Annotated in this window: 12 protein-coding genes; 3 read left to right on the top strand and 9 right to left on the bottom strand. The window is 45.4% G+C overall.

All coding sequences use genetic code 11. The features are described from left to right. Window positions 1-9: 9 nt before the first annotated feature. The 5 genes from MKZ12_RS12820 to MKZ12_RS12800 all read right to left on the bottom strand — a co-directional run bounded on the left by MKZ12_RS12820 (window position 10) and on the right by MKZ12_RS12800 (window position 8,903). On the bottom strand, window positions 10-2,442 hold the full coding sequence (locus MKZ12_RS12820; RefSeq protein WP_339260732.1) for a glycogen/starch/alpha-glucan phosphorylase: 2,433 nt from the start codon (window positions 2,440-2,442) through the stop codon (window positions 10-12). Between the two features lie 499 nt (window positions 2,443-2,941). Next, window positions 2,942-4,045, bottom strand: a complete 1,104-nt coding sequence (glgD, locus tag MKZ12_RS12815; RefSeq protein ID WP_339260731.1) for a glucose-1-phosphate adenylyltransferase subunit GlgD — start codon at window positions 4,043-4,045, stop codon at window positions 2,942-2,944. A 26-nt stretch (window positions 4,046-4,071) separates the two neighbouring features. Continuing rightward, window positions 4,072-5,241 carry a glucose-1-phosphate adenylyltransferase gene (locus MKZ12_RS12810; RefSeq protein WP_339261394.1) on the bottom strand — a complete coding sequence of 390 codons (1,170 nt, stop codon included), beginning with the start codon at window positions 5,239-5,241 and terminating at the stop codon, window positions 4,072-4,074. Between the two features lie 565 nt (window positions 5,242-5,806). Then, on the bottom strand, window positions 5,807-6,958 hold the full coding sequence (locus tag MKZ12_RS12805; protein WP_339260729.1) for an iron-containing alcohol dehydrogenase: 1,152 nt from the start codon (window positions 6,956-6,958) through the stop codon (window positions 5,807-5,809). Window positions 6,959-7,208: 250 nt separating this feature from the next. Continuing rightward, the gene (locus MKZ12_RS12800) at window positions 7,209-8,903 is read right to left on the bottom strand and encodes a M3 family oligoendopeptidase (protein ID WP_339260726.1); all 1,695 of its coding nucleotides are present in this window, start codon (window positions 8,901-8,903) and stop codon (window positions 7,209-7,211) included. A gap of 607 nt (window positions 8,904-9,510) precedes the next feature. On the opposite strand from MKZ12_RS12800, the gene MKZ12_RS12795 reads away from it, so the two are divergent. Together MKZ12_RS12795 and MKZ12_RS12790 are read left to right on the top strand one after the other, a co-directional pair. Beyond that, complete coding sequence (locus tag MKZ12_RS12795) at window positions 9,511-10,266, top strand: hypothetical protein (protein ID WP_339260725.1); 756 nt, start codon at window positions 9,511-9,513, stop codon at window positions 10,264-10,266. Between the two features lie 118 nt (window positions 10,267-10,384). Then, window positions 10,385-10,597 (top strand): hypothetical protein, encoded by a 213-nt coding sequence (locus MKZ12_RS12790; protein ID WP_076249592.1) that lies wholly within the window; start codon window positions 10,385-10,387, stop codon window positions 10,595-10,597. Between the two features lie 49 nt (window positions 10,598-10,646). Here the strand turns inward: MKZ12_RS12790 and MKZ12_RS12785 are convergent, their stop codons facing one another. Next, entirely contained in the window at window positions 10,647-13,394 is a 2,748-nt protein-coding gene (locus MKZ12_RS12785; RefSeq protein WP_339242010.1) for a PAS domain S-box protein, read from the bottom strand. 271 nt (window positions 13,395-13,665) lie between these two features. Between MKZ12_RS12785 and MKZ12_RS12780 the strand changes: the two genes are divergently transcribed. After that, complete coding sequence (locus MKZ12_RS12780; protein ID WP_339243037.1) at window positions 13,666-14,490, top strand: protein-glutamine gamma-glutamyltransferase; 825 nt, start codon at window positions 13,666-13,668, stop codon at window positions 14,488-14,490. 185 nt (window positions 14,491-14,675) lie between these two features. Here MKZ12_RS12780 and infC read toward each other — a convergent pair whose 3' ends face one another. The 3 genes from infC to MKZ12_RS12765 form a co-directional block, all read right to left on the bottom strand. Continuing rightward, the gene (gene infC, locus MKZ12_RS12775) at window positions 14,676-15,167 is read right to left on the bottom strand and encodes a translation initiation factor IF-3 (protein WP_339242008.1); all 492 of its coding nucleotides are present in this window, start codon (window positions 15,165-15,167) and stop codon (window positions 14,676-14,678) included. A 119-nt stretch (window positions 15,168-15,286) separates the two neighbouring features. After that, a complete protein-coding gene (locus MKZ12_RS12770) occupies window positions 15,287-16,219 on the bottom strand; it encodes a manganese-dependent inorganic pyrophosphatase (RefSeq protein WP_339242006.1) in 933 nt (310 codons plus the stop codon). 399 nt (window positions 16,220-16,618) lie between these two features. Next, the gene (locus tag MKZ12_RS12765; RefSeq protein ID WP_339242005.1) at window positions 16,619-16,942 is read right to left on the bottom strand and encodes a (2Fe-2S) ferredoxin domain-containing protein; all 324 of its coding nucleotides are present in this window, start codon (window positions 16,940-16,942) and stop codon (window positions 16,619-16,621) included. Window positions 16,943-16,991: the final 49 nt, after the last annotated feature.

The following is a 16,991-nucleotide window of genomic DNA, read 5'->3' as shown; positions in this document are numbered from 1 at the left end:
AATCTATGCTCAACCTTTCCAATTTCCGGACACGGGATGAATACCCCAGATATCTGTGGCATACTCACTAATGGTACGGTCACTGGAGAATATACCGGAATGCGCCGTATTTAATATCGCTTTTCGAGTCCAGCCCGGAATATCCCGATACGCTTGGTCAATGGCAGCATGCGCATCTGCATAAGCAGCAAAATCACGCAATACAAAGTATTCGTCACCATGAGCTAACAAGGAGTCATAAATATCCCAGAACTCCCCGTCACGATAACAGAATGCACCTGGATGCACCAATTGCTCCACGACCTCGCGAATGCGTTCATCGTGCTGCACAATCTCATTAGGACGATAGCTGCCAGAACGATAATACTCAAGCACTTCGTCTGCACGCAGTCCATAGATGAACATATTTTCCTCTCCGACTTGCTCTGCCATCTCCACGTTGGCTCCATCCATCGTGCCAATCGTCAAAGCACCGTTCATCATAAACTTCATGTTGCCCGTACCGGACGCTTCCTTACCTGCGGTTGAGATCTGTTCACTAACATCCGCAGCAGGAATGATTTTCTCTGCAAGAGAGACGGAATAGTTCTCGAGGAAAAATACCTTCAAGCGGTCATTCACGGCCGAATCCCGATTCACCGTATCAGCGACGGTATTGATCAGCTTGATAATTTTCTTGGCAAAATAATAACTCGGCGCTGCCTTGGCACCAAAGATGAACGTACGCGGTACCATATCAAATGAAGCATCATTCTTAAGTCGATTATACAGATGCATGACATGCAGAATGTTTAACAGCTGCCTTTTGTACCCATGCAGTCTCTTCACCTGTACATCAAAAATGGAATCGGGGTTCACTGATGTCCCGGTATGGTCCAGAATATACGCAGCAAGCCGCTCTTTGTTATCCCGCTTAATCAAACGGAACTGCTCCTGGAATGATGCACTATCCGCAAAGCCAGCTAACTGGTCCAGCTTGCCCGGCTCTGTAATCCATTCGTTACCGATGGTATCTCTAATCAGATCCGATAGTTTCGGATTGGCATGCATCAGCCAACGGCGATGGGTAATCCCATTGGTTTTGTTATTGAAACGCTCTGGATACAGTGCATAGAACGGAGCCATCTCGCGCTCTTTCAAAATCTCGGTATGCAATGCAGCAACACCATTCACGCTATGACTGCCTACAATCGCCAGATGCGCCATGCGTACCTGATCATTCGCAACAATCGCCAGATGCCCTATACGATCCTGATCTCCCGGATACCGATCCAGCAGCATGCCACAGAAGCGTTTATTGATCTCTTCAATGATCATGTAGATTCGCGGCAGCAGCTTGCTGATCATGGCTACAGGCCATTTCTCAAGCGCCTCACTCAGTGTTGTATGATTGGTATACGATACAGTACGCGTTGTGATGTCCCATGCTTCATCCCAACCATAACCCTTCACATCAATCAGGATGCGCATCAGTTCCGGTATAACCAAAGTTGGATGTGTGTCATTAATGTGGAAGGCCACTTTATCTGGCAAACGATCATACGGTAGCTCCAGCTTGTTAAACGTACGCAAGGCACTCTGTACACCTGCTGAACACATGAAGTATTGCTGCTTCAACCGCAGCAGCTTTCCCTCGTACTGGGAATCATCCGGATACAGGAATTCGGAGATCGATTCAACGGAACGGCTATAATCCAGATAACCGTAGTAGTTCGATGGGGTGTCAAGTGAAGTCTCACGCTTCGGTTCAGCACTCCATAGCCGCAATGTGTTCACATGCGTTTGACCATAACCGATGACAGGCACGTCATAGGGAATGGCTACAACCGCTTCGGCATCTTTGGTAACAAATTGATATTCCCCATCTTGCTCGTGAGCTTCTACCCGGCCCCAGAACTGCACTTCCACTTTTTTGTCTGGACGGCGGACTTCCCATTCATTGCCCTTATCCAGCCAATTGTCGGGTAGCTCTACCTGATTGCCATTGATGATTTTTTGCTCAAACAAACCGTATTTGTATCGAATGCCACAACCATGTCCTGCATATCCGAGTGATGCGAGTGAATCCAGGAAACAGGCAGCGAGTCGTCCCAGACCTCCGTTACCGAGTCCTGCATCCGCCTCCTGTTCTTCTACCTCTTCCAAGGAAAAACCCAGCTCCGCCAGACTATCACGGACGAGTTCCAACTCGTTTACATTCAGCAGATTGTTGCCGAGCAGACGTCCAATCAGGAATTCCAGCGAGAAGTAATAGACCTGTTTATCCTGGCGCTGCTTGAACCCCTGATTCGACGCTGCCCAATCCTGTCCTGCATATTCACGAATCATGCTTCCCAGTACATGGTACACGTCTTCCTGTGTGGCTTCTTCAATCGGTTTGCCCAATTTGCTGACCAGATTCCGTGTAAAGATACTCTTGAACGTTTCTTTGTTGTCAAACAAAAGTAGGTTCCTCCCGGGGAAACCCTGCAGGATGGTGGCGGTTCATACACTCCGTTGCTCAACATTGTGCAAAGTGGCCGTTACGGTGACGAATCGTTCTTATGATCGCTGTTGTCTCCAAATTTTCTCGATTACCTATATACATTGAACTAAATAATATTCACACTGGCCACTCCGATGACAGAATAACCTTCCGATCACTGTTATCCCCAGATTTTTTTGATTCCTTTTTTTAAAAGGAAAAATCCGGGGATAAAGGCGAACGCTCCGCTTCTTCAGGTTCTTTCTGTCCTCTCCGTTTTGTGTAAATGTTTAAGTTTAATTTATATAGTAAAAGGTTGAAATTTGGAGACAATATACGCTTCTTCAGAATCGATTTCGTCCCCTTCACTTACTGCTACGCTCTTTACCAAACAACTTTCGTCTACGAACCTTAAATCCATCCTACAGGATTTTTATTTTATATATATTTATAGAAGATATCGGTTGCGTGCGGGCTTTAGATAATAGTGCTTTTCGCTAAAATGTATGGATTCGACCGGTCACCGATCAGCGTCTGTCCTCCGGTCAACTTCACGTCTTTATCCAAAATGACGTTCTCAAGCACTGTCCCTTCACCAATGTAACATTTCTGCATGATAATGGAACCTTTGATTTTGGCACCTTTGGCCACCTGTACACCACGGAACAGAATGCTGTCCTCCACCTCTCCACCCACAATGCAACCGTTGGCAAGGAGGGAATGTTTAACATTCGCGGTATCCAGGTATTTGGCAGGCGCTTCATATTTGATTTTGGTTTGGATCGGATCTTCCTTGAACAGTTGTTCATATTGCCCTGTGTTCAGCAGATCCATACTGTTGCGATAATAACTGTCAATGGAATTAATGACTGCGTGATAGCCATCATATGCGTATGCAGCGATATTCAATCCATCCGGATTTTTTTGAATCACATCACGGAAGAAATGGCTCTCGCCATGATCAATGCATCGTTGCACCTGGCGCAAGAACAATTCTTTTTCCATGATGAAAATTTCTGTATATATATTCGGGTGATTAGCGCTTTGGTGAATGTCCACCACATTACCGTTCCCGTCATGGTCAACTTTGACACAGGCATCATGCTCAGGCAGCAGTTGATCCACTTTTTTGCAGACCAGTGTAACGTCCGCTCCTTTGCTAATGTGATACCTGTAGACATCCTGGAGGTCTGCTTTGGTCACATGGCGACTACCTGCATGCACAACATACTGTCCTGCACCTCTGTGGAAAAAGTCCAAATTATTATGAAAATGCTGCAAATCCCCCTGTGATGTGTCTGTTGGATCGTTCCAGTCTGGTGGCAAAATAAACATGCCCCCATGCTTACGATCCAGATCCCAAGGCTTCCCATCACCAAGATGGTCCATCAACGAGCGATATTTTCGCCGTACAAATACACCTATACTCTCAATCCCTGCATTCATCATATTGGATAGAACAAAATCGATCAGACGGTAACGCCCGGCATAAGGCACCGCGGCTCCGCAGCGAAAGTACGTCAATTCCTTCAATTCCTCAAGTTCATGGTCAAGGTTAATAACTCCAATCAATTGTTTCATCGCATGCACCGTCCTTTTGACTTCAATTAGGCCTTGCTGGTTATTCCTTGGCAAAGCTGACGTTCCAGTTCTTCCTGATCCACGAGCAATATATCACTATCATCTTCCGGTGCAGGCGAAATCTGTGTTCCATCGGGAATAACCAATCCTTCTGCGATAATAGCTCGGTAAATGCGCACATTTTGCCCGATTTTCACTCTTGGCATGATGACCGAATCGATAACAGCGCTGTTCTCCCCAACGTCTACCCCGTAGAAGAGGACGGAATGGTTGACCTCGCCGTGCACAATACTGCCTTCACTAATAATACAATTGCGAACCTTCGCCGAAGGTGAGATGTATTGTGCAGGTTGGTTCGGATTACGTGTAAAGATACGCCAGTCCGGATCATTCAGATTAAACGGTGTGTCTTCGTCCAACAGGTCCATATTGGATTCCCACAGACTGCGAATGGTACCTACGTCTTTCCAGTAACCTTCAAATGGGTATGCATATAAGGATTTTTCGTTTTCAAGCAATAAAGGAATAATATCTTTACCAAAGTCATAGGAGGTGGATGCCTGTTGTTCATCCTGGATCAGGAAACGTTTCAGTACATCCCACTTGAAGAGATAGATACCCATGGAAGCGAGTGTGCTCTTGGGTTCAGGAGGTTTTTCTTCAAATTCATAGATGCTATAGTCATCGTTGGTGTTCAGCACCCCGAATCGGCTGGCTTCTTCCAATGAGACATCAATGACCGATATGGTGCAATCCGCATCTTTATCTTTGTGATACTGGAGCATTTTTTCGTAGTCCATCTTATAGATATGATCCCCTGACAGAATGAGCACGTGCTCAGGATCGAATTGTTCAATAAAGTTCAGGTTACGGAAGATGGCATCTGCTGTACCACGGTACCAACTGCTTCCGTCTTCACGTTCATGGGGAGGAAGTACGTATACTCCGCCATTTTTACGGTCCAGATCCCAGTCACTGCCGATACCAATATAGGAGTGCAGGACAAGTGGTTCATATTGAGTTAATACGCCCACTGTATCAATACCCGAGTTAGAGCAGTTACTTAGCGGAAAATCAATAATTCGGTACGTACCGCCAAAATATACTGCCGGCTTAGCCAGTGATTTCGTTAATCCTTTTAACCTCTTCCCTTGCCCTCCGGCAAGTAGCATCGCTACAACTTCTTTTTTCGCCATCATTACAGCCTCCTCCACGTGCATTCGTTCTGATTCATTTCAGAGCCCATAATCGATATTCTGTTGTGTGGACACTGTTGTCATGATTAGGAGCATGCTGTACAGATGTGTAACCGGATGAGTCTTATTGCAGTTGAACTTGTTTGATTGTGAAGCCTCAGATAGAGATGATGCGGTGTAGAATTGCCTTGACTGACTTACAGAGGTGAATGTTAAATGAAGAACTTAAGATGTAGCTCGTGAGCAATGAAATAGAATACTCCTATTTAACATTAAACACGAAACGGACTGGGGAATCTTACTGGAAAACATCGACATCAAGTTTCGGGTAAGATTACCCTTTCTCGTGCCTCTGTTATTCATATTGTATTCGATAATAGAGAAGCAAAATCCTTTAGTTTTTGTGCAATTATTAAGTGGAAAAATAAGTAAAAATATCGAGTTTACACGACAAAAAAGCCGACTTTCGATCTCGGCTCATTTTGTCTATTATTTTTGAATTGGATAATCCGTGATCCTCAACATCAATAGGATCGTACTTTGATATATCCGTTTCTGAAAAAGTCTATATAATTTTGCGGAATAGCTCCATCACTTCAGCCTTGGACGGTTGATAGGGATTGCCTGGTGCACAGGCATCTTTCATCGCGTTATCGGCAAGCAGTTCCACATCCGGATCTTTCACCCCCAGCTCAGACAGTTTCTCAGGGATCCCAACTTCCTTCGATAGCTGACGGATGGCCTCAATGACGTAATCGGAACACTCCTCATCACTTCTACCCTTCACATCCATACCAATCGCTTTGGCAATATGACGGAATTTGCCGGGTACATGCTTGGCATTCAGCTCCTCCACATAGGGGAGTAACATGGCGTTACATACCCCATGCGGCAGATCATATACGCCACCCAGTTGATGCGCCATCGCGTGGACATAACCTAGACCCGCATTATTAAAAGCAATCCCGCCAAGGAAACATGCGTACGTCATATGTTCCCGCGCTTCCAGATCACTGCCGTCCCTCACGGCTCTTGGCAAATATTCAAAGATCAATTCAACAGCTGCTGCAGCTGTCGCACTTGTCACTGTAAATCCACCAGGCGTCACCATCGCTTCCACGGCATGGGTTAAGGCATCCATTCCCGTAGCCGCTGTGAGACTTGCTGGCTTGCTGAGCATCAACTCCGGATCATTAACCGACAGGGAGACCAGACTATTACGGTCCACCATCACCATCTTTACTTTACGTTCCTCATCTGTAATCACGTAGTTCATTGTCACCTCACTCGATGTGCCAGCCGTTGTGTTAAAAGCTACAAGTGGCACGGACTTATGTTTCGATTGATGCAATCCTTCATATTCACGGATATGCCCACCGTTGGTAGCCACAATGCCAATACCTTTGGCAGCATCCTGTGGTGAACCTCCGCCTATCGATATAATGGCGTCACAGCCATGATCTTGGAATAATCGATGTCCGTCATGTACATTCTGACATGTTGGATTAGGCTGAACCTCATCATATACGACATAGTCTAACCCTGATTTTCTTAATATAGACAGTACCTGCTCTGCAACGCCTGAAGTTATCAATTGACGATCACTCACGACCAGTGCTTTGCAGATACCCATCTGTCCAATCATCTGGCCTGCTTCCTGTAAACAACCTCTACCCATCAAGTTCACGGGCGGAACATAATATGCATGTGTTGCCATCTGAACCAGCCTCCTGTAACCCCTGATTTACTATCTACATTGTAACTGAATCCGTTTTCAGATATAGTGAAATAAATCACAATGAACACGATAAATGTTACACTGAGTTTTATTTTTACCCGTAATGAAAAAAGACGACCCGGACACCCGAAGGTATCCAAGCCGTCTTGCCTATCAATCTTAAAGCTATATCCACTACTTATACCTTACGAAGGTACTTTCATTGAAACATCCTTATCCTTACGAAGGCTTAAAGCGCCTTATCGTTCACACCGTCAAGCCATGCCTCAATATCTCCAATTACGGAGGAAACACAACCGTCCTCAAATGGTGAGTTCAATCCAGCCAGTTCAACCAATCCTGTGAAGGACAAACTTCCTCCCGCTTTGCACAATGTCAGGTAATCGGCCCATGCGGACTTCATATCTTCGTTGCTGCGTTTCCAGAACTGGAATGCACAGATCTGTGCCAACGTATAGTCAATGTAATAGAACGGCGATGAGAAGATGTGACCCTGCTTATGCCAGAAACCACCCTGCTCCAGATAAGCATTATCTTTGTAATTGATGTGTGGCAGATAGGTCTTCTCAATGTTGCGCCATGCCTGCTTACGCTCCGTTGGTGTCGCATCCGGGTTCGCATATACAAAATGCTGGAATTCATCCACAGCTACACCATACGGAATGAACAACAAACCGGAAGACAGGTGATCAAACTTGTATTTGTCCGTATCGTCCTTGAAGAACAATTGCATCCAAGGCCATGTGAAGAACTCCATACTCATGGAATGAATCTCAGCCGATTCATATGTCGGCCAGTTGTATTCAGGCACTGCAAAATCGCGGCTCTCATACACCTGGAAAGCATGACCTGCTTCATGCGTCAATACATCAATATCACCGGATGTACCATTGAAGTTGGAGAAGATAAATGGCACTTTGTAATCGTTCAGGAACGTACAATATCCGCCGCCTTGTTTACCTTTTTTGCTGACCAGATCCATAAGCTCGTTGTCGGTCATCATCTGGAAAAATGCATCCGTCTCTGGCGATAATTCAGCGTACATTTTTTTACCATTCTCAATAATCCATTCCGCATCACCCTTAGGTGTCGGGTTACCTGTCTTGAAGCTGAAGCCCTGATCGTAATAATACAGTGTATCCACATCAATCCGATTACGCTGGCGCTCTCTGAGCTTGGTCGCTACAGGTACAATATAATCGCGAACTTGGGCCCGGAAGTTGGCTACCATCTCTGCGTTATAATCCGTACGATTCATGCGATCATAGCCGAGTTCCACATAGCTTGGATATCCCAGTTTTTTCGCAATCTGTGTACGCACTTTAACCAGTTCATCGTAAATACGATCGAATTCAGCCTCATGCTCAGCCATGAACGTGTATCTGGCTTCCGAAGCCCGCTCACGCATGGAGCGATCCGTGGACAGTTCAAATGGATGAAGCTGTGGCAACGTGCGCTCTTCACCTTCGAAAGGAATTTTGGCCGAAGCGATCAGCTGATTGTATTCTGTGGAAAGTTTGTTCTCCTTCTGGAGTTCTTCAATGATTTCCGGGCTGAATGTTTTCAGTGAAAGATCCGCCAGTTGGAACAGCTGTGAACCCCATTTTTGCTCCAATTCATTGCGGAATTTCGAGTTAACCAGTGCACGGTAAAAATCCGTAATATATTCCTGCACAATGGGTGCATTTTCATCCAGAAATTCGTTCTCCGCTTTGTAAAACTCATCATTGGTATCAATGGAATGACGGATGTAGACCAGTTGGGCTTGCGTCTCAAAGTCACTGCGCAGCGCATTAATCTGATCCATGAACCCACTCTGTTCCTCAACCGTTGTCGCTGCTTCAAAACCGCTTAGCAGCTCACGGAAAGATGTCTTGATGTGTTCCAGATTCGGACGTGTATACGTATACTCACTAAATTTCATTTATGTACACCCTTTCCTGTTTGGCAGAATCTCGAGAGTATCCCGAGTTAAACTAACCCCTATTATACAAAAGAGCAGCTAAAAAATCCCATCTTTACGAAAAATATTTGTCCATCGGTCAAATTTGTACAACATTGTTGACTACATATATTACGTGCTAATGTAAGGTCATTTCTTCAAAAAACTTTCAAACACAAATAAGCCCGCCTCGCATTAGCGAAGCCAGCTTATAGGTTGTCTCTCTTCTTTTCACATTTAAAAAATACTAGCTTTGGTCTTTATCCATAATCTGATAGAACCAGCCCATTCCGACCATGCCCACGACCATAATAACGGCCATAATAATGATATATGTCATGAATGTAACCTCCCTGCTTCCGTATATTCATCACACTACTACTAGTGTACACGGTGAAACACCGTTTGAATTGACCGAACATTGACAAAAATACGAAATCTTCAATTTTAACATATTGATTATTTCCCACAGGGCACTATATCATACGTACCTCACTGCAGGGTTCAAAGTTTCATCCGCCATGCTTACGGTGTATACTATACTTCTATGAAATGGAATTTGGATTTTTATGCAGAAAGGTTGAAAGACATGTCGACTCGCATCCCCTTACGTCAGCTAATGCTTACTGTTCTACTAGTCCTTATGTTATCTATTTTATCCGCCTGTGCGGATGGAGAAGCCCATCTAACGGTGAATATGGACGGATCAACGGATCTGGATCTCAATCTCAACGTAAAGAACTCCGCTCTTGGAAAGATTGGACAAGACAATCTCATGCCTCTGATCGCAGATGCATTGAATCGAAATAACTTCCAGGCAGAGGTTTCGGAACAGGGAGATCAGAAGCAACTCACAGCGACCACCCATTATGAAAAAAGCAATAAAACCAGCTTTGATACGTCCAAGTTACCACAAGGGATCAAAGTTGAACAATCAACTTCTCCCGGCTTCTTCACTTCCAAGATGCACATTACAGCAGAAGCCGACCTCATGGAATCCATGCCGGATGGTGAGATCAAAAATCAGATTAACAAGGTGCCTAGCTTTCTTAAGAACCTCTTGTTAAAAGATGTTAACTTTGATTTTAAGTTGTCTTTGCCTATCAAGGCAGCTGATTCCAATGCGGATCAGGTAGAGGATGGCGGAAAAACGCTCATTTGGCACGTTTCCCCCCTCCAGATGAATAAACTGGATCTGACTGTACAGGTCCCCAACATTCGGAACATCATCATCGTTGCAGTCAATGGCCTATTATTCATCGTTGCTCTGCTCATTTGGTTTTTGGTTCGTCGCAAACGAGCCAGACAGAGACATAGTGCAGGATCACATCGCGGAAAAAATTAATTCCTTCACACCAATTTTATTTGTGACTTGCCAAACGGTGTTATGGATAGTAGAATACATCCGTACTGTGTGAACGGTTAATTTTTTATTCAGCAAAGCTAAAGAGGTGACAGGTTTCATGAATATCCGCGAATGCCCACTACCTGGTATTGGAGTTAAGTACCAGTTTGATACAAAGGGCGGCCAGCAGTTAGTCATTATTGTGCATGAGGACGGACGCCGTGAATTATTCTCCGTTGATCCACAAGACAACGAAGAACTCACTCTGATTGCAGATTTGGAAGATGACGAATGCGTAACCCTCTCCGGGTTAATCGGAGGCTGGTCGTAAATGACAGAATAACCTGTACCTTGAATTCAAGGCACAGGTTATTTTTCTGTTACGTTACCCTTTGAGAGCGAATATATGGAACCCATGTATTTAATACACGGCTGATCTCCGCGGAATGGAACGGTTTGCTAATAAAGTCCTGCATCCCGCATTTCAAGCACTCCTCGCGGTCACTCGCACCTGCAAAAGCAGTTATCGCTGCAATAACCGGTATCTCTGGATGGCTCTGTCTGATTCGACAGGTCGCTTCAATCCCATCCATAACGGGCATTTGAATATCCATGAACACCAGGTCATATTGAACCTTGTTCAATGAATCAACGGCCTGTGCACCGTTCTCAACGATATCACATACTCCGCCAAACTTGCGCAGCATCTCCTCCAACAGGTGGCTGTTGACCGCTTGATCTTCAGCAATCAATATTTTGAGGTCATGGGCAAGACTGGCTCGATCCAATTGCAGTTCATCATTCTCAGTAATTTCGATCGGGTCACTACTTTCTTCTTGCCAGCGCTCCACTACGAGGGTGAACTGGAACTCTGCTCCCTCACCGATCTCACTCTGTACGCCAATCGCTCCACCCATTAATTCCACCAGTTTCTTGCTGATCGCAAGCCCCAGTCCTGTCCCGCCAAACTTGCGATTGATGGCCGGATCAAGCTGTGAGAAGGATTGGAACAACTGATGCTGCTTTTCTGTTGGAATACCGATTCCTGTATCTCTTACTTTAAAGGTCAACATCAGATTGTCCCGACCATGCTCATCTGAAAAATCAGCACCAACGCTCACCTGAATACGACCCTGCTCTGTGAATTTAACAGCGTTACCCACCAGATTAATCAGCACCTGCCGAATTCGTGTCTCATCCCCCCGAATTCGCTCAGGAATGTGATCCGACACTTCACAAAAGAGTTCAATATTTTTCTCTGAGGCCTTCAGCGCAAACAGTTCAATCACTCCACCCAGCATCGCCTTAATATCTACAGGTGCGCGCTCAAGATCCATTTTGCCTGCTTCGATTTTGCTGAAATCCAGGATTTCATTCAAAATGTACAAAAGAGATTCGCCGCTATCAATCATGATTTCTGCAAAGCCTTTCTGTTCATCATCCAGCTCGGTTTCCATTAATAGGTGGGCCATGCCCATGATGCCATTCAATGGTGTTCGAAGCTCATGACTCATGATAGCCAGAAACTCGGACTTCGCTCGGTCTGCATGCTCTGCTGCTTCCTTGGCACGTATGATGTCCTTCACAGATGTCATATCACGGAAAACCAAAACGGCTCCACGGGTTCTACCCTGATCCATAATCGGCTTCAATTGGAACTCCGCCAGGAAACTGGACCCATCCTGTCTCCAAAAAACGGATTCGGTACGCGGCAGACCTCGTCCCTCACGAACAGCCTGTAGAATTGGTGTATCCTTGGATGGGTAAGGGATTCCTTCGCTCTGCATCTGAATCATCATCTGTTCAAGAGGTTTGCCGTTCATTTCACTTGGACAGAAGTTCATGATCTCCGCAGCGGCCGGATTAGCAAAGTTCAGATTCCCTTCCAGGTCCAGTCCAATAACACCCTCAGACATGCCATTCAAAATCAATGCCCGTTCATAACTAAGATTCTCGATTTCCTCGACATAACGTTTGGACTCCGTAATGTCACTGGTAATCCCATAGACACCTACAACTTTATCCTCCAGTATAATAGGAACATTAATCACATTGGTTTCAATTCGCTGTCCATTTTTGTGAATCAAGCCTATCTCATAGCTCTGTGCCGTGCCCTTCACCGTTTCCTCAAAATGATATCGTGTCTTCTCCAGATCCACAGGATCAATGAGGTGATCAAAAGGTCGGCTCAGCAGCTCCTCCTTGCTGTGTCCCGTCAACTGTTCCTGACCCACATTGGCTTTCAGCAGATTGCCTTCCAGATCAAGAGAAGCCACGCCCAGGGGATTACAGTCAAATAATGATCTGTACTCCTGCATGCTTAACTGTTGTTGCTGGCTGGCTGTGATATCCCGGGTTACAGCGACGAGTTCTAACAATTCACCTGCACTGTCATAGACATAATGTGTAATGGTATCTGCCCACACCGTAGATCCGTCCTTATGTTGCAGGCGATAACTGAGCCGTTTGGGAGCCAGACCCCTTCTCTGCTCTTCCATATACGCTTCAACCAAGGGCACATCCTCCGGACAGATAACGAATGTTCCAGGCTTACCTATCACTTCTTCCAACTCATAGCCGAGCATGCTCTTGCATGCATTCGAAACATATTTAAATGTACGACTGGAATCGACATCATGTATTGCAATCAGGTCCAGTGAAGACTCTGCCAGCAGCCTCGAGATGCGACTGCTCTCCTCCAATTGCTTACGTTGCACAATAAGGATTTCCTCTGCATCTTTTTGTTTCGTAATATCAGCAGCTTGTACGAGCAGATACAAAGGTTCACCACTCGTTTCATCCCGTACGATGCAAGCTCTAATGGTTGCCCATAATAACGAACCGTCCTTGCGTTTCAGGCGAACCTCCGTCTCGTACATCTCCCTTGTTTTATGGGTCATTTCCCAGAACTTGCTGCGGAATTCCTCCATGTGCAGATCTTCTTCGCAGATCATATGTACGACCGAAGTATCGAGCAGTTCTTCTTCACTATATGCAAGCATCTCGCAAAATGCAGGATTAAGCTGCAACCACTTTCCATTTACATGCGATGCGACAGCAATGCCGATTGGTGCGTGTGTATACAATTGTTCGAACAGAGATCGGCTCTCTGTAATGGATTTCGACATCACGTGTCCTCCTTTATGAGAATCTGATTGTATTCCGTATGAATAGACCCGCTTGAACATAACTTCATCTATAGAGTACTACCCCAAATGCCATGATTTATAAACGAGGTCACACAAAATGTTCACAGGAAACGACATTTTTAAGCTTGGATGCCGGGACATTCAATATGTACATACCAATTCGAACACATCGCGTCATATACTACACAATACCCGTGCTCTACTGATAATACAATGTTGAATATTCAAACAGGAATGGAGGTTATGAATGATGATCATTGTCGCAAATCAACCCGCCCTGCTGAACCGCTCGGAATGGTCTGATTTTGAATGGTACTGGTTACAGCAACTTCAGGATCGTCCAACGAGATATGTTTACCAATCCATGGATCATCTTCGATTTGAATGGGACTTGAGAGGCTCGCTCGTGAATGCAGCAGAAGGACTGGATCGAAGCGGGGTGAATTTTGCATCCTTTGAAAAATCCAGATGTAATCCTGCCTTCTGGAATCGAAATGCAGAGGGTGGATTCGAGCTTAAACCGAACGTAACACCCGCTGACGGCATCCGGGATATTTGGAGGAATGGGCACTTGTATGCCTTTGAATGTGCAACAGCCACGGTCATTGTGCTGTATGGTGGCGTGCTGGGAAGCATTCGTGAAGATGCTTTTAATTCGCTGTTTCGAAATCTGCTGCTCTTTGACTGGCATTATGACAGCGACCTGCGATTGATCGAAAAAAATGGTAGTGAAACCGCGCTTCCAGGAGATGTACTGTATTTCAAAAATCCGGATGTTTCTCCCGAAACCCCCGAATGGCAGGGAGAGAATACGATTATGCTGCGCGAGGACTGGTATTATGGCCATGGGATTGGCATTGCAAGCGGCGGAGAAATAATACGTACCCTGAATCAGTTCCGCGTTCCAGGTAGCCGGGTCTCTGCTTACTTAATGGATATGGTTATTTATCCGGACTTCTTTTATTTATCTCGATTCGCCAAGAACAACCCGAATAATGTTGCCGCTGCTTCTACACCTGTATTACCCGGACAGTTATATGTACGTCTTGGGGGCAGTCGTTATTTACGCAGCTGAATTAATGATACAGAAACGGATTTCGCCTTGAGTTGCATCCCTGATATATCAATCCAAGTGACGATTAACAAGCCCAATGGTACAGCAGTTACCCTGCCATTCATTGGGCTTTTCTCACATTCGAATAATCATTACTGCATTCACATTGGCCTTGCTATGTGTTATCTCAATAATCGTCTGGCAATCTACGCATGGGGGTCCAGTTGCACGACAACCTGTTTACCACTTACCTGGACACCCGTCGTTTTACTACCGAATTCAGCCAGCGATTTGCTCAGTTGCTCTGCCCATTCCTTGCCAGCAGCTCCCTCTTTGGCTCCATGCACCTGGATGACGAGTTTTACCGAATCACCTTTCTTCAGGATGCGTTCCGCCTGAGATTGCTTGGTATCCCGGTCATGATCCTCCATTGCAAGGTTCAAACGAATTTCTTTTACTTTCCGTTTATCAGGGGATTTACTCGCTTTTTTCTTCGCCTGCTGCGCTTCCGCTTTGGCTGCTCCTGCACCGATCAGCTTGCATGGCGGCGGACTGGTCATCAAGGACAAGCACACCAGATCTACTTTATGCTGCTTCGCAAGTAGAAGGGCTTCCTTTGTGGGCATCACGCCCAGATCTTCACCATTCAATCCGGTAAGCTGTACTTCGGCTGCTTTGATTTTTTCATTTTTGATCATGATTCTTCCTCCTCCACATCAAAAGCCTGTCCTGATCATGTACCGATCAGAGCAGGCTAGGATGTCGTTGCTATTATTTGTAATACCTATCAGCGTATGAATACGCCAATCTGTCCGATTTATAACGTGTTGAATGCTTCCGTCAGAACCGGTACAATCTGTGATTTGCGTGATACTACGCCTTTCAAGAGCGCTTTGCTATCAGACAGTGTCACATTGTAGGCTTTCTCCACAGCTTTGGTGGATGCGCCATATGCCAGAGCCACAGAATCGTTGTTCAGAATGTCTGTTACGACAAATACGAACAGGTCGAGACCTTTGCTGGAAATGATCGCTTCAATGGCTGCTTCTAGCTCAGGTTGCTTCACGAGAACATCGTTCACATCTACAGCGTTAACCTGTGCAATTTCCACTTTGGCTTGACCCATTACGAATTCTTTGGCATCCAGGGAAATCAGCTCAGCAATTGTTTTTTGGCTCAGATCCGCGCCGGCTTTCAGCATGTCCAGACCATAGCTGTCTGCATCTACGCCAGCAATGGCAGCCAGTTCACGCGCAGCGGCTACATCCTGCTCTGTGCAAGTCGGGGATTTGAACAACAAGGAATCAGAAATGATTGCAGACAGCATCAGACCAGCAATCGGCGCACTCACTTCGATGCCGTTTTCTTTGTACATTTTATTCAAAATGGTTGCAGTACAACCTACAGGCTCTGCACGGAAATACAGAGGTCCGCTTGTCTCAAAGTTAGCAATACGGTGGTGGTCGATAACTTCCACGACAGTCACTTCCTCAATATCGCTTACGCTTTGCTGACGCTCGTTGTGGTCAACCAGAATAACCTTGTTTACTTCATTTGAAGCTGTTTTAATCAGGCGCGGTGCCTCAATTTTGAAATGATCCAGTGCAAACTGGGTTTCACCATTGACTTCGCCGAGACGAACAGCTTCAACGTCCTGACCCAATTTTGTTTTGAGATCCGCATAGGCGATTGCCGAACAGATCGTATCCGTGTCGGGATTTTTGTGACCGAAGATTAACGCTTTTTCCATATTTATAGCCCTCCGTCAATTCTCATTTATATAAGTTTAACCAAAGAATGTTTACACTTGCCACTCCGATGACAGAATAACCTTCCGGTCGCTGTTATCCCCAGATTTTTTGATTCCCTTTTTAAAGGTTAAATCCGGTGATAAGCATACGCTTCCGATGCAGCTTTCTTTCAGAAAGCTTTTAGGCGAGCGCTCCGCTTCTCCAGCTTTTTTCTGTCCTCTCCGTTCTCGTGTAAAACGTTTAGTTGAACTTATATAGAATAATACATGTCATATTTTAATCATACCCTACTGATTATAGCGCTTATAAGGCTTAATTCCAATCCCGTTACAGCGAATTAATTGCAAATCATTCTCAGGTAAGTCATCTTAGAAAAAAATAATATCCTCTCTGTAATTCTATTTCACAGAGGTCTTGGCCACATTCGCAATCAAGTGTTTCTCCAGTTTCTCGCCTTCGCACAAGGCCTGTACGAGTGCTCTGCCTGAATCCGGTGTCATCTGGCCATACCAGTCACCCTGTGGATACACAATCGACACGCATGCGTTGTCACACTGACCATTACATTTGGTACGAGTCGTATGGATGAATCCTCCCGCCTGCTGTTTAACAATCTCGTCCCGTACCGCCTGAGTTACTTCTTCCCCATCGTTACGCATGCATGTTCCACCATTACAGAGTAAAATGTGATGTTGCAGTTGATCCAGATTATAGATAGCCAAACTTGGTTCATTCCCCTCAAGTCGATATGATATGTATCCTATTTATTCC

The organism is Paenibacillus sp. FSL R5-0713 (assembly GCF_037973325.1).
Lineage (GTDB): Bacteria > Bacillota > Bacilli > Paenibacillales > Paenibacillaceae > Paenibacillus.
The sequence above is the reverse complement of the archived record's forward strand: the minus strand, read 5'-3'. Positions and strand labels throughout refer to the sequence as shown.